The following is a 15,413-nucleotide window of genomic DNA, read 5'->3' as shown; positions in this document are numbered from 1 at the left end:
TTCCTCCTTTTTTTGGTAGTCATATACAATCTTATCAAATAGAGTCTGTATATTGCCAATCTTTTTATCATTGTAAAATTGTACTTTTAACCATTTGGATAGATACATATAGTCAAATATTTATATTTTGAAAAACAATGAAATCCTTTGCATTAATAAACAGGATTTGTTAAACAATATTGTTACGATTTTTGGCCCATTCATGAGAAACCACAGTTTCTCTCACCTATCAGCCTGCTGAAAAGTGGCTTTGGGCCATGAGCCAAAAATAAACAGTATAATATAACATCATAACTAATAAAAAAGAGCACATGTAAATGATTTTCATAGCTTACTTGATATGTGCTCCATCAGTAATATAGACAGTTTACAGTTTGAAATTTAAGAGCACCGATCTATCCCACTTACTGTTTTCAAACATTTAATCTATTCTAACTATTTGCCCAACGGTCGTAAGCGTCTTGATAAATCTTTATATATTCATCGATATTCATTTTCTGGATCGTTTGCACATATTTATCCCAATTAGATAACGGTTCTACACCAGTGATGAATTTTGCTTCCATTTGCTCTACATACGATTGCAGGTCTACCTCAATGGTATTGATTTTCTTCTGTTCCTCTTTCGTTAAATAAACGAGAGGAAATGGCACTTCTGCATATGGTTCAATTTTTTCTTTTGTTTCGGAACCAATAAACTTGTCAAAATCTGTGTCTTCTTTTCCACCAATAGGAACAACTAGGCCAGGTGCAGAAATCCCATAATTAGGTGTTAATGTTCCCCGATAATCTTCAGATGTTTTATAACCTTCTGGTGCATCGAGCCACTTTTTAGTGCCTGCTTCTTCATCTATCCACTCCCAAAGATAACCTTCAGGTCCCTGAGCTAAAAATTCAAATCCTTCCTGTGAATAAAAATAATCAATCCACCTAATCGTTGCTTCCGGATTAGAGTTATTTTTAGTGATTGAGAAAGTTCCCCTTGCAATTGCTGGATTGCGTGGTATAACTGGTTCATCGGAAAAAGAACTAGTTAACGGGTAAAACATCGGATTATTATCTGCGTCTTCTTCTGATTCGCCTGTAGTAAAGAATGAAAACCAATCTTGGAACAATCCTAATCTATTTTCTTGTCCCTTTGCTTTTTTCTGCTCACTTGATTGAGAGAATACTTCTGGGTCCAGCAGTTCTTCCTTAAAAAGTTTATTCATAAATGTAATATATTCTTTATAATTATCAGTTATTGGGGTATATCTTACTTTTCCATTGATTTCATCAATACCCCATTCTTTCAAACCAAAAGCACCCATCAGCCATGCACGAGTATGCTGCTCTTTGACATCAGACAACGGGATTTCGTCAGCTTTGCCATTCCCATTCGGATCATCCGTTTTAAAGCGCTTTAATAATTCATAAAATTCATCTGTTGTTTTAGGCAGTTCTTTAACTCCCAAAGCGTCCAGCCACTGTCCATTATACCACATTGGTCCCATCTTCCAGCTGGCGGTGGGTCCCTTAGAAACTCTTGGTAATGAATAGATATGGCCATCAACTGTTGTCACTGATCTCAGTAAATCAGGATTTTTTTCAAACATTTTTTTTATATTTGGGGCATATTTATCAATAAGATTTTCTAAAGGAATTAAAATTCCTTGTTCTCCATAATCAACTTCCATTCCCGGAGTTAAATTGTTTGAACCCGCACCATAGATGACATCGGCTATATCCCCACTGGCGAATGCCAAATTTAACTTTGTTTGAAAATCACTAACTGGCGGTGTATCAAATCGAAAATGAATATTAGTCATCTCTTCGTACTTTTGCAATACAACCATGTCTTTCCATTCTGCAAGTCCAGTGCTAGGTCCCATCATGGTCAATTCTATTTTTTCATCGACAATCGGAAATCCTTCTTTATTTATCTCAACATTTGCAGATTTTGACGATTTCTTTTTTTCTCCATTTCCTGATGAACAAGCACTTAGCAGCAATATCACTGAAAATGTGCATGTAAGGAGTAGCTTTAATGATTTCTTCATCCATAAATCCCCTTTCAATAATGAATACTGATTTACATATATAGTTACGTTTCATCAAATGAAGTGTACCACCCCCTAATCTTTTCCTTATACTCTTTGAACATCCTCTTTTAGCGGAATTTAACCTTTAAGTGATCCAATCATCACTCCCTTAACAAAATAGCGTTGGAGAAATGGATAGACGATGATAATAGGTAAGGAGGATACAATCATCACTCCATATTTGATAACCGCTGCCAACTGCTGTTTACTATGCATTGCTTCAGCCATGCTACCGGTCATTTCTGTTGATTGCGATGACATTTCCTGTAATACAAGAATTTCCCTTAAAACCAATTGAAGTGGATACAAAGTCTTATCAGATAGATAAATTAATGCGTTAAAGTACCCATTCCAGTGGCCAACTCCGTAAAAAAGTGCCATAACAGCTATGATTGGAGCAGATAAAGGCAAGATAATTTTTATAAACATTGTGAAATTGGAGCAACCGTCAATAATTGCGGATTCTTCCAGTTCTTTCGGGATTGATGTTTGAAAAAACACTCGTGCGACGATGATATTCCAAACAGCTGCAGCATTTGGTAAAACCATAGCCCATATAGTGTCGATAAGACCCACGTTTTTTACGACTAAATATGTTGGAATTAGCCCTCCACTAAAGAACATCGTAAGTACAAACATTCCCATGAAGAAATTTCTGCCCGCAAAATCTTTTCGTGAAAGGGCATATGCTGCCGGAATGGTAATAGCTAAATTAATTAATGTACCAAGAACAGTATAAAAAATGGTATTTAAGTATCCTTTCCAAATGTTATTATTGTCAAAAATAAGCTTATATCCGTCAAAAGTTATTTCTTTTGGAAAAAGCCACATATCTCCTGAATTTACAGCTGATGGAGCACTTATTGAAGCACTTACAATATAGATTAAAGGATAAAGAACAAAGCCCATTGCAAGAGTTAAGAACGTATAATTTAATACTTTAAATACTTTATCTTTTTTTGTTTCTTTTATTGCATTCCCCATATGTTTTTACCCCCTTACCATAGACTCGTTTCACTTGTCTTCCTTGCGATTCGGTTTACCATTACAAGTAATACGGCGTTAATAACTGCATTGAACAAACCTACCGCTGCTGCAAAACTATATTGAGCATTCAATAAACCTGACTCATAAACAAATGTTGCGATGACATTTGAAGATTCAAGATTGAGAGCATTTTGCAATAACAATATTTTTTCAAAGCCCATGGCCATTATATTTCCTACGTTTAAAATCAGCAGAATCACCATTGTTGGAACAATTGCAGGTATGTTAATATGCAGAATACGCTGAAGACGGGTTGCTCCATCTACAATAGCTGCTTCATGATGCTCAGGACTTACACCTGAAAGAACAGCCAAATAAATAATAGTTCCCCAACCGGCGCTTTGCCATACACCTGATAATACATATACTGTTTTAAACCATTTGGGATCTGTCATAAACGGAATAGGCTCAAAACCGAACAGTTGTATTATATGATTGATAAGACCTGTTGTTGGGGATAGAAAAGAGATGATCATTCCGGCCATAACAACAACGGATATAAAATGCGGTGCATATGTTACAGTTTGCACTGTTCTCTTATATAAACCATCCTTAGCTTCATTTAATGACAAGGCCAAAATAATCGGTAACGGAAAACCAATAATTAGCTCATATACACTAATTCCTAGTGTATTCTTAATTAAATCCCAAAAATAAAACGACTTAAAAAATCTAGTAAAATGTTCAAATCCTACCCATTCGCTATCCCATATTCCCAATGTCGGAATGAAATCTTTAAACGCAATTTGGACTCCGTACATTGGAATGTAGTGAAAGATCAAAAAATATAAGAAAGCCGGCAAAACAAATATGTATAATTGCCAATTTTGCAAGACTTTTCTATATAATGATTTAGACGTTTGTCTTTTAAGTTTTTTCCTTTGCTGTGGATCAGTAGCTAAACTCGTGCTCATCGCATATACCTCCTCATTCATATGTAAGTGTTTTCATTACAGCTGTAGTTTCATTCTATTTTTTTTGACTACTTGTTAGCAATATGTTGTTTTTAATGATAGTAGCTATCATTGATGATGATACCCCTACTTACCGTGAAGTCATTGGCTTTTCCAATTGGTCATATGTGAATTTTAATAAAGTATGTATAAATTAATATTACTGTTTTAGTAGATGTTAAAAGTCTGGTAAAATGGCTTTATGTCATTCTCAGCGTGCTTCTCACTCTTATTGGTTGGAAAGGATTTTGCCCCAATTAACGGTTCTAGGAAGCGCTGTAGCTAGACACATAAATACTTTTGTAAAACTTTTTCCTTTTTATCTTACAAAAATACCCCTAAATTCAACATTTGAATTTAGGGGTCCACTAGATAGTTACTTTTCACCTTTTAAACAATAAGTTGTTGCGAAGGGCTGGTCTTAGTCCGATTACTCCTAAGCCATGCCCCTGAGTACAAAAACTCCAGTGCCTATAAGTTAGTGTAAATAACGCCTTTATTCTAAAAATTTGATTACTAATTTCGTTAGTTTAAGAACTATTTCCGTCACTTTAGGGCTTTATTCCGTAAGACCGCTCGGCAAAAACTGTGAACTGATTAACGATCAAATGCTTCCTGATAGATCTCTAAATATCGTTCTAGTTGAAGCCCTTTGAAGCCTTTAATATATTTATTCCAATCCTTATCGATATCCTGAGTGCCTGTTACGAATTGGGCTAGATTTGACTCGATGTAGTCGGAAATTGTTGTCTTTAACTGAGCAGCTTCACTGGAATCTTCCAAATTGATGAATATTCCTTTTGGATATGCTTCAGTTGTCCCATAAGGTTCATAATTTTCTTTTGTCTCTTGATGAAGTCTAGTTCCGTAACCATCGTTAGATAGCGGATCTTCTGGAGCTGTAAATGATGCTCGGTACTCGAATGTACGTAAGGAAGGACCAATTTGCTCCCATCCGTTATTATGGGTTTGAGCCGCTTCTACAGGAAGTTGAGTATATTTCGCTTGTTTTCCATTATAGTCAAGCTCTCCTTCTTCTGCTTTGCGCCATCCCGAACCTTCTGGTCCATATTCTTGTAACAGTACGGCTTCTTCTGTAAAGAGGAAGTCGACTAGTCTAATCGCTGCGATTTGTTGCGCTTCCGTAGCCTTATTCGTCAATGCAAATTGGCCACTTGTTACACTTTCTTGAACATTTGCTTGTTGTACACCTTCAGGTCCTTTTAATGGTGCCACTGTTACATATTCCTTATGTCGTGGTGTTTTATCATCCGGTGAAAGTGCATAGCTTAGCAGCGCTGTTGTTATTGAACCCATAATATTATCTGGATCACGATTTGCGAGTTGATTAACAGCATCCGCATTTTGTGTAAATGCACCCATATCTATAAGCCCTTCAGAATATAATTTATTCATAAAGCGGAGGCCTTCTTTCCACTCATCCGTATTCGCCGCTAAAGAAACTTTTTTGTCTTTAACACGAAGGAAGGTATCAGCGTCATTATAAATAAATGGATTCATCAGATAGGCTGCAAAAGTGCCCCCCCACATTGTTTCTTCCGTTGCAGCTGTTAACGGAACTTCATCTGCTTTTCCATTTCCATTCGGATCTTTTTCTTTAAATGCCTTTAATACGGTATATAATTCATCTGTCGTTGTTGGCACTTCAAGTCCTAAATTATCGAGCCATGTTTTGTTCATCCAATATTTATTTGGGTACGTACAATGATAGCATTCATTCACCATTGGGATTGAGTATATATTTCCATCAGGCGCTGTAATCGATTTAGATAAATAATCAAGTGACTCCATTGCCTTTTTTACATTTGGGGCGTACTTGTCAATCAGGTCATTCAATGGTAAAAATACACCTTGTTCACCATATCTCATTTGCTCATCTGGTGTTAGAGTTCCGTGAAGGATGACTTCTGGGTAATCACCGCTTGCAAGCATTAATTGCTTACGATCATTCAATGCATCATTTGGGACAAGATCCCAATCAATGTGTATATTTGTCTTTTCTTCTAGCCATTTCGTATACAAGTTTGTATCCATATTCTCAATACTTGCATATTGAGGCGCAAACATCCGAAGTGTCATTGTTTCGTCTACAATCGGTAATTTTCCAACCGGATTTACTGACACATCCTCTTTGCTTGCATTTTTTTCACTTTCACCAGTCTTCTCATTCGAACTACAAGCTACAAGAAATATCATCATCATTGCTATAATACCAATAAACAAAATTGCCTTCTTTTTCATAGATAATACCTCCCCTTTTTGATTTTACATTAGTTTGACTTCATTCATACATTCAAATACTTATTCATCCCCCCTTTCAATGAGTAATTAGATATCTACCAATCTTCCTATCCTTTTAACGAACCAATCATCACACCTTTTGCAAAGTGCTTCTGAACAAATGGATAAATCACAAGAACAGGTACACTGGCTACAACTATTAATGCATATTTAAGCTGCTCTTTTAAACCAGACTGAGCAAGCACTTGATCAACATTTGCCAACATTGAAGGGTCAATTGTATTTAAAACGAGAATTTCTCGAAGAATTAGTTGCAACGGAAATAAGTTTGGATCCCTTAGGAAAATCAACGCTTGGAAATAGGCATTCCAATGCCCAACCGCATACATTAGGGTCATTACCGCAATAATAGGTTTTGACAAGGGCAAAACCACGCTTGTAATAAAGCGAAAGTCCGTACAACCATCGATTTCTGCTGCTTCAAAGAGGTCATCCGGTATCGTAGTTTGGAAAAATGTTCTAGCAATAATCACTTGAAATACAGCTAGTGCCCCAGGTAAAATCATCGCCCATGGCGTATTAAGTAATCCCAATGATTTTACAACAAGGTAATAGGGAATAAGTCCGCCATCAAATAACATTGTAAAGACGAGTATTGCCATAATTAGACCCCGCCCGTAAACCGTCTTTCGTGATAATGGATAAGCAATCATGACTGTCAAAACGACATTAACTAGTGTACCAAGCACCGTATAAAATAGTGAGTTCCTAAAACCAATTAATATATTTGGGTTGTTGAATACCGCTTTATATCCTGCTAGCGAAAAATCAACTGGGAACAGCCAAACCTTTCCTGCTACGACTGCACTTGGGTGACTAAAGGAGGAACTGACAATATTAAGTAAAGGTAGAAGTATAACTACTAATACAATAAATAAAAACAAATATACACCAGCAAGAAATAGACGATCGCTGTTTGATTCACGAATTGCAGTTTTTTTCTTAGCCATTTTTTTCACCTCTTACCATAGACTGTTTTTCGATACTTTTTTCGCAATATAATTGACTAATACTAGTAAAATTAAATTGACCACTGAATTGAATAATCCTACTGCTGCTGAGAAGCTAAAATTAGATTCTAATAACCCTACTTTATATACATAGGTTGAAATAACTTCTGACGTTTGGACATTCAATGAATTTTGCATCAGGTAAATCTTTTCAAATCCGATCGCCATCATATTCCCAATATTTAAGATAAGGAGAATGACAGTCACTGGGAGGATGCTAGGTAGGTCTATATTCAAAATCTTTTGAATTCTTGAGGCGCCATCCATTTTGGCTGCTTCATAAAATTCAGGGTTGACACCTGCCAAAGCTGCAAGATAAATAATTGCTCCATACCCCGTGTGTTGCCAAACGTCGGAAAACACATAAATTGATTTAAATAGACCTGGTTCGCCCATAAAGTTCTTTGGGTCCACCCCAAATATGCCAAGTATACTGTTGACGATTCCGGTATTAGGAGACAAAGCAACGATAATGATCGAAACCATAATAACTGTTGAAATAAAATAAGGCGCATATGTAACCATCTGAACCGACTTTTTAAAAAGTCCTTGGCGTACCTCATTTAAAGCAAGTGCCAATAAGATTGGTGCCGGAAAACCTATTAGCAGTCCGTAAAGGCTTAACCCAAGCGTGTTACCGATAATAGTCCAAAAGTGAGGTAGATTAAAAAATTGCGTAAAGTATTTGAAACCAACCCACTCACTACCCATTATTCCTTTTATGACGTTGTAGTCTTTAAATGCAATTACGCTACCAAGCATCGGAACGTATTTAAAGATGATAAGGGAAGCCAATGGTAGCAACATTAATAAATAAAGTTGCCAATGTTTCTTCGCTAATTTCCAGTTTGTTTTTCTTTTTCGGTTATTAAACAGATGATGCGCATTTTTCTCAAGTATTGCTTTCTCTGGTGTCATTCTAGCCTCTCCTTCCTTGATACGTGTAAGGGTTTTCAAATATAGTTACTTCCCGCTATCCTCATTCCCTCTGCGGTTGAATTTATCATAGCTTTTTATAAAATGAGCTGGCAACAAGCAATTTTCTTCGACCAATCCTTTTTCGCTTTTTCTGTAAATCCCATCTAAAGTGGGATGTATAACCCTATTTTCTCTTATATGCTTTTTTCGCTGACTCGCTGAAACCCTAGAGCAATGTTACTAAATAGTAACTAATCCATCCATATTACAATACTATTATGAAACGAAGTTCTCGCTCTACTACACCAGTACTCTTATAAAAATAGATAAAAAGAAAACAATGCCAGATGACATTGTCTTTTGCAAAAATATATAATTTAAAAATACATCTAATAGGCTTTATAAGTTTTGCTTTATCTTTCTGTATTCTCCTGGAGATGTTCCATATACTTTACGGAAAACTCTCGTAAATGAATTAGCACTAATATAGCCAACTTGTTCACTAATTTCAACTATCGTATCATTTGTTGATTGTAACAGTTCCTCTGCACGCTCCATCCTAATTCTTATCAAGAAGTTTACAAACTTCTCACCGAACTCCTCTTTAAATAACTTACTTATATTTTTCCCTGGCATTTCAAAAATTTCACTTAAATGATCTAGGGAAAGCTCTACCTTATCGTAGTTTTTTTCCATATATATCTTGATCTCCAGCAGCACTTGATGATAGTTCTTTGCTTGTCTAAAGGTTACAATTTCATTAGACATTCCATCTAGAATTTGAAATATGTTGCCTTCTAACTCTTCGATCGTATCAAACTGCTCAAGCTGGACAGTTAACCCTGGCAGCACATGTTCACTCCATTTTTTCTGTATTTCCTGGGGAAACATATGCCTCTCCCTTTCTAAATGATAAACAAAAAAGTTCATAATGTTAACTAACTCTTCTTTCCTTAACTTCGTTTTACGGATCTGTGTAAACAGTTGCCGATATTGCTCCCGCCAACTATCCGCACTCATCCTATATGCTAAGACAACTTCATTGGCAATTTTTAAATGAGTATACACATCCACTTCAGTATACGTTGATTCTTGATATCGGATAACTTGATCTAGTCCCATGACTGCTTTATATGCCAACGCATCTTCTGCCTCTCGATACGCTTTGCGAAGATCTTCAGGGATTAGTATTAATCTACTAAAACCAATCGTTACAGTGAATGCTGAATGATCTCTTATCTGATTTTTATATTTCATAAAATGCTGATAAGGGTCCCTATCTACATCCGAAATTTTTGCAATCCCAACTAATCGAGACTCATTTGCCCATCCACACCAAAGGATGGATACTGTTTCATCATCGATTTGGGATACGACCTCCTCAGTGATTATCTTTAATTGCAACATTTGTTCTGTTTTCAGTTGCTTCTCCCATTCACTATATTGATCCATTTCTACCATAAATACGACGGACGGATGGAACGTATGTGGTAATCCAATTTTGGCCATTTCTTCTTCCCAATCCGGGAAAGCGCCTATATTTTTTAATAGTTTTTCAAATCCATATTTTCTACGCAACACCAAGACCTCGTCTCGTTCCTGATCATAGCGGTTTGATTGCTCTAACATTTGATTCAATGTATAGTCAATAAACGTGAATTCATTCTGATGAGAAGAAATAGGTTGTCCCTGCAAAGATTCTTTAGAGTACGAATGGATTTTTCCTACAAGTTGCTCCAACGGTTTGTAGGCCTTTTTTGTAATATAAATAATCCAGATGACGCCTGTAAACACAACAAGTATGGAGATAAGTATCCATATTATATTGATAGATTCCATGATTCGGCTCAAATTGCTCTGAATAAGACCACTTTCTATTGTCCAGCCGTAATAGTCTGAGGTCAAACGAGTAAGTACCTGCTCTTTAACTTGAATAGCCTCTTCATTATTCAGATCTGTCCCTTTACGATCAATGAGCCGAACAAAGCTTACTTCAGGATCGTACATCTCCTGAATTCCATTCCTCAAGCTGTCGAGACTGACATTTACGACAATTAATCCTTTAGATTTGCTATAAAAGGGTACGGGGCGAGTAAGAGATACAACTTCTCTCTTGCTTTGTTTTGAAAATTCTCGATATAAACGCGTATCTGTCCAATGAGAGGTGTGATGTTCAATATAATCATTGATAAATAACTTGTCACCAAAGTCCGATACTTTCCCCATCATCCCTAGACTCAAAACTGACTGATCACTGTAACGCACAAGATATACGGAATCAATAATCGGGTAGTTGATCTTCAGTTCCTGCAGTGATTTTAGCGCTTCCAGATTAACAGGAACATTAGACATACCCTGTTCGTTTAAAAAATGCTGAAAGCTTTCATTAATCAAAGATTCTCTTAGCACTTTATGATCTATTTCTTTTAAACTACGATCAACATAACGGTAGGCTTGTCCAGCCAATGATTCATTAATATTCAATGCTTCTTGCCTGCTCTGATCATTTAATGCTTGAAAGAAAATAAGGAATAAAATAAAAATGACAATAAAAAAAACAGGCGTATACGCCATCAGCATGCGACGAAACCAATTATGGTTCATATAATTTTTCTCCTTTCCTCAATTTAAGCCCGAAGGATCGGATGTTGAAAAATAGTGTTGTGCCTTATCCAAAACATTAGACAACACTTCGCTCTTAAGCTCTTAAGCTCTTAAGCTCATAATTCTTATTATCTTATAAAATACATAATGTTACAATAATTTTCAAGAGTAGCCCAAACCAACTATACATGAAGATTTGTCCCAATAAAATAAATACAATCAATAATTGACGAATGATTCATAATTGACAGTAATTTACCAATGTATTACTGTTGTGGTACCGGTAACAAATGCTTAGCAAGACACTATCGGCAAAAGTATCGGGAACAAAGGATGGGGTACGGTATCAGGGACTTAAAATTGAGGGAAGTGCCCCTTTGCGCCAATTGACCCCGCAAGTCTATGATTCGGATTCCGATGAATTTGCCATCGCGAAGGATCCCGATCTAACGAAGTATTTCGACTTAATGAGGAGAGTCCAGGAAATACAAGGTAATTACGAAAAAGACGAAGATTTAAATTTTAATGAAAGCAGACAAGTTGCGATGATGGTCTCCTGGATATCACATGCAAATGTCGGAAGTCATACAGAAAGTTTGAACTTTGATGTGTTAACCGTACCAACTTGGCCTGATCTTCCGAATATTGGTACGAGGTCAGATCCAGTGGCTTCATTTTTGGTGCTAAATTATTTGGTATCCGATGAATATCAAACATACTTATCTCGGATTGGAAGACCTTCGTCATTAGCTGAGCTAACAATTCATGAACAGTATGGGGAAGAAAATTTTGGAGACAAGAAATACAATGTGAAATCAGGTTGGACTTTAACACCGGCGAACCCACTTAAATTGACTCCTGAAACAATGGGATTTATGGGCTACATAGAGGAGAAAATGAATGAATTCTTTGAATCAGGTGATGATACACCTACGTTTTTAAGAAAAATGGAAGATGAGTATACCACTTTAGTGAAAGAAAGACAAGATCAAGAATAACTTTTATAAATATATCAAAAGGAAGTGAACATACACTATGACAACTGAAGTGCGTACACGTCAACTTGATTGGCTTGTTCAACCGACAAAAAGTCATCCATCTGTTTCCCAAAGTTCTGATCATCGTGACGTTATCATGTCAAATGGACTCATTAGCCGAATGTGGAGGCTTGAACCTAATGCAGCCACAGTTTCATACGATAATTTAATGACGGGTGAATCAATTATCCGTGGGGTCAACCCGGAAGCATTATTAGTTATTAACGGAAAAAGATATGAGGTTGGTGGGTTGATCTGGCAAGGAGAACAAGCCTATTTTAAGCAAGATTGGCTAGAAAGCATTAAGACTAATCCTCAGAGTTTTCAATATACTAAATATACAGTTGCTGATCTTAAAGAACGCTTTTCTTGGAAGCGCAAAAGATATTCAGCTGGCATAAACTGGCCGCCTAGAGGCGTTTCATTAACGTTTAACTATGAAGCCCCCGCGAACAGCAATTTAGAAGGGATTTCAGTTGATATTTGTTATGAGATGTATGATGGCATTCCACTGCTATCTAAATCTTTGACTGTTTATAATCATAGTGAAAAGGAAGTTGTCCTCGATCATTTTACTAGTGAAATACTTTCCGTTGTTGAGGCGGAATCTCCTGTTGATGATCAGATCCGTTGGGCGCATCCAAATATTCATATTGAAAGTGATTATTCCTTTCATGGGATGACAGCTAGTGCAGCGAATGAAACGACGCATTGGTTGCCAGATTCTAACTATACAACCCAGGTCAATTTTAATTGCAACACGATTGCTCGAATAGAAAGCAAGCCGAAGTTAGGCCCTGCTGCAGCAATTGCTCAAGGTGAATCCTTTGAAACGTTCCGTACCTTCGAATTAATTTATGATAGTACAGAGCGTGAAAGAAAAGCACTAAGTCAAAAAAGAATGTACCGCATTGTTGCACCATGGGTCACAGAAAACCCGATCTTTATGCATGTTCTAAGTGATGGGACTGATAAGGTCAAGGAAGCCATTGATCAATCAGCTGAAGTCGGATTTGAAATGGTTATCCTATCATTTGGCAGCGGCTTTGATATCGAAAATGAAAATGAAGACTATCTTGCTAGGATGAAAGAATTGGCGGATTACGCCCATAGTAAAGGCATTGAATTAGGTGGCTACTCATTACTCGCTAGTCGTACAATAAGTAAAGAGGATGATGTCATTAATGCTCAAGGAGTTACGTTTAATCAATCTCCATGTATCGGTAGTCAATGGGGAATGAGGTACTTTAAGAAACTGATGACATTCTTTGAGAAAACGGGTTTTGATGTGCTCGAGCATGATGGATCGTATCCTGGTGATGTCTGTGAATCAACAAACCATCCAGGACACCAAAGCAAAGAGGATTCTCAGTGGACTCAATGGAAGACCATCTCAACCTTTTATAAGTGGTGCCGAGAGAAAGGCGTTTATTTAAACGTGCCAGATTGGTATTTTCTAAATGGTTCGAACAAAGCGGGAATGGGTTATCGTGAAGTGAACTGGGCTTTGCCGCGAGAGCGTCACAATTTATTGGTCCGACAAAATATTTATGATGGCACATGGGAGAAGACACCAAGTATGGGGTGGATGTTTGTTCCGATAATGGAGTACCATGGCGGTGGACCAGCATCGACCATGGAGCCACTCTCTCTGCATCTGGATAGCTATGAACAACATTTAATAACTAATTTCACATCAGGGGTCCAAGCGATTTATCGTGGTTTTCGATTATACGATACGGAAGAAACGAAGCAAGTGGTAAAAAATTGGGTCGAATTCTATAAGAAACACCGTGCAATCCTTGATTCGGATATTATACATGTTCGTAGACCAGATGGAAAAAAGATAGATTGTATCCTACATGTCAATCCTGAACTTGATATTAAAGGATTGGCGGTGATAAATAATCCGCTAGAAGAGGCGACTGAAGATTACATTCGATTACCGCTTTATTATACTGGTTTGACTGACAAAGCCGTCGTTCGTGACCGAAAAGGAGCTGAAGCGGTCTATACGCTTGATCGAGGATACTATATCGAAATTCCGGTTATGCTAGAGGCGGGTGCGACAACATGGTTTTTTATTACCTAAATGTTAATCTAGTAAAAAGCTAAATTTCCATAGTATTCAATGGTAGTCATAAAAAAGTAAGTTAAGTAGTTTACTTGTTGCTTTATTCATTAAATCCTCGGCATTAAAGAACTCGTTTCAGCAAGCTGAAACATAGGGAAGTCAGGTGGGGATTCTCCCCACGTAAACACTTGCAAGCTTTATCGAACATATAATTGCTTCTATCAGTAATTATATGTTAACGCTAATATTTTGTGATAGAATGATGGAAGATAAGCAAAGGTTAGAATCGTAGCATTGTGTTGTAACACCTTTATGACCTATATCCTGGGCACGAACGAATCAGGCCTTCCGGCAGTTGATCCTCCACTTATACTTCCTTGGTTTCCTTGAAATCTTGAAGTGGGGGTCTTACTGCCCCGTTAAGACGGGATAAACTTTTTAAGTAGCTCAATTTTTATTCGAAAAACAACCCACTTGGCAGCTTAGCATCATATTGTTTTGGTATCTCTAAGCCAAAAGCATGAAGTACGATAGCCGCAGTATCCATATTCCTAAAGCCTTCGTCAAGTTGTGCCTCTTGATTAATCCCAGGTCCATGGCATCCCCAAAAAACGGTCATATCCTGGGGATGATTACTGCCGTGGGAATAAAGTTGATCTCCTCCACCTCCATGATCCGAAGTAATGATGATTAAACTGCTCTGCAACAGTCCGGCATTCTGAATGGCATCAATCAATACACCCACATAGCCGTCTGTTTCGGTAATACTCTCCAAATAAGATCCAGTCCCGTACCCATGCTCATGTCCGGCAGCATCTGGTGTACTAAATTCAACAAACATCAGTTTTAAATCTGGATGTTCATGAATATAGTTTGCAGCTACATCGGCCAATTCTCCATCTGGTTTAGACACCGATTGATGCTGGGTGGATTGTTCGATAATTCCATGATTAATCGGTTCCCATTCACTAAAAGAGGCTAATTTACTATCTGGCCATACATCCTTCACACTCTTAAAAAAAGAAGGATATGGCGAATCCTCTGGGTAGGTCCTTGTCGCAATTAGATCATTATTTAGCCCATGCTTTTCTGGCAATACGCCATGTAAGACTGAACCCCAGCATTCCGCACTAATTGTAGGAAATGAAGCTTGTGCTGAATAGGTAAGAACTCCTTTGTTCAATATTTTATGAATATTCGGCGTATCCGTATCTTTGATAAAATTACCGGCACCGTCCAGGCCGATAACAAATACTCGTTCTATTTTATTAACCATAACCACCATCTTTTCTTTTTTATATTTACTTCCACAATCCATCTAGATTACTCAGAGTCTATATCTATACAATCTTCTTATTCTATATAGA

Annotated in this window: 10 protein-coding genes; 2 read left to right on the top strand and 8 right to left on the bottom strand. The window is 37.2% G+C overall.

Annotated elements, in window-relative coordinates; genetic code table 11:
• Positions 1-431: 431 nt before the first annotated feature.
• From MHB53_RS22165 to MHB53_RS22135, 7 genes are all read right to left on the bottom strand, one after another.
• Positions 432-2,039, bottom strand: a complete 1,608-nt coding sequence (locus MHB53_RS22165) for an extracellular solute-binding protein (RefSeq protein ID WP_340922508.1) — start codon at positions 2,037-2,039, stop codon at positions 432-434.
• 120 nt (positions 2,040-2,159) lie between these two features.
• On the bottom strand, positions 2,160-3,065 hold the full coding sequence (locus MHB53_RS22160; protein ID WP_340922506.1) for a carbohydrate ABC transporter permease: 906 nt from the start codon (positions 3,063-3,065) through the stop codon (positions 2,160-2,162).
• A gap of 14 nt (positions 3,066-3,079) precedes the next feature.
• The gene (locus tag MHB53_RS22155) at positions 3,080-4,042 is read right to left on the bottom strand and encodes an ABC transporter permease (protein WP_340922504.1); all 963 of its coding nucleotides are present in this window, start codon (positions 4,040-4,042) and stop codon (positions 3,080-3,082) included.
• A 636-nt stretch (positions 4,043-4,678) separates the two neighbouring features.
• The gene (locus tag MHB53_RS22150; protein ID WP_340922502.1) at positions 4,679-6,343 is read right to left on the bottom strand and encodes an ABC transporter substrate-binding protein; all 1,665 of its coding nucleotides are present in this window, start codon (positions 6,341-6,343) and stop codon (positions 4,679-4,681) included.
• Between the two features lie 107 nt (positions 6,344-6,450).
• The gene (locus tag MHB53_RS22145; RefSeq protein WP_340922500.1) at positions 6,451-7,353 is read right to left on the bottom strand and encodes a carbohydrate ABC transporter permease; all 903 of its coding nucleotides are present in this window, start codon (positions 7,351-7,353) and stop codon (positions 6,451-6,453) included.
• A 12-nt stretch (positions 7,354-7,365) separates the two neighbouring features.
• Positions 7,366-8,331: an ABC transporter permease gene (locus tag MHB53_RS22140; RefSeq protein ID WP_340922498.1), complete on the bottom strand. Its 966-nt coding sequence runs from the start codon at positions 8,329-8,331 to the stop codon at positions 7,366-7,368.
• A 399-nt stretch (positions 8,332-8,730) separates the two neighbouring features.
• Positions 8,731-10,935, bottom strand: a complete 2,205-nt coding sequence (locus MHB53_RS22135) for a helix-turn-helix domain-containing protein (protein ID WP_340922496.1) — start codon at positions 10,933-10,935, stop codon at positions 8,731-8,733.
• Between the two features lie 377 nt (positions 10,936-11,312).
• Here MHB53_RS22135 and MHB53_RS22130 point away from each other — a divergent pair, with 377 nt between their 5' ends.
• On the top strand, positions 11,313-11,933 hold the full coding sequence (locus MHB53_RS22130; protein ID WP_340922494.1) for a hypothetical protein: 621 nt from the start codon (positions 11,313-11,315) through the stop codon (positions 11,931-11,933).
• A 37-nt stretch (positions 11,934-11,970) separates the two neighbouring features.
• Positions 11,971-14,064 (top strand): hypothetical protein, encoded by a 2,094-nt coding sequence (locus MHB53_RS22125; RefSeq protein ID WP_340922492.1) that lies wholly within the window; start codon positions 11,971-11,973, stop codon positions 14,062-14,064.
• A 436-nt stretch (positions 14,065-14,500) separates the two neighbouring features.
• On the opposite strand, the gene MHB53_RS22120 is transcribed toward MHB53_RS22125, so the two are convergent.
• Entirely contained in the window at positions 14,501-15,322 is an 822-nt protein-coding gene (locus MHB53_RS22120) for an alkaline phosphatase family protein (RefSeq protein WP_340922490.1), read from the bottom strand.
• Positions 15,323-15,413: the final 91 nt, after the last annotated feature.

Source organism: Bacillus sp. FSL K6-3431 (genome assembly GCF_038002605.1).
Taxonomy (GTDB): Bacteria; Bacillota; Bacilli; order Bacillales; family Bacillaceae_C; genus Lederbergia.
This window is presented reverse-complemented; position numbering and strand designations above follow the sequence as displayed.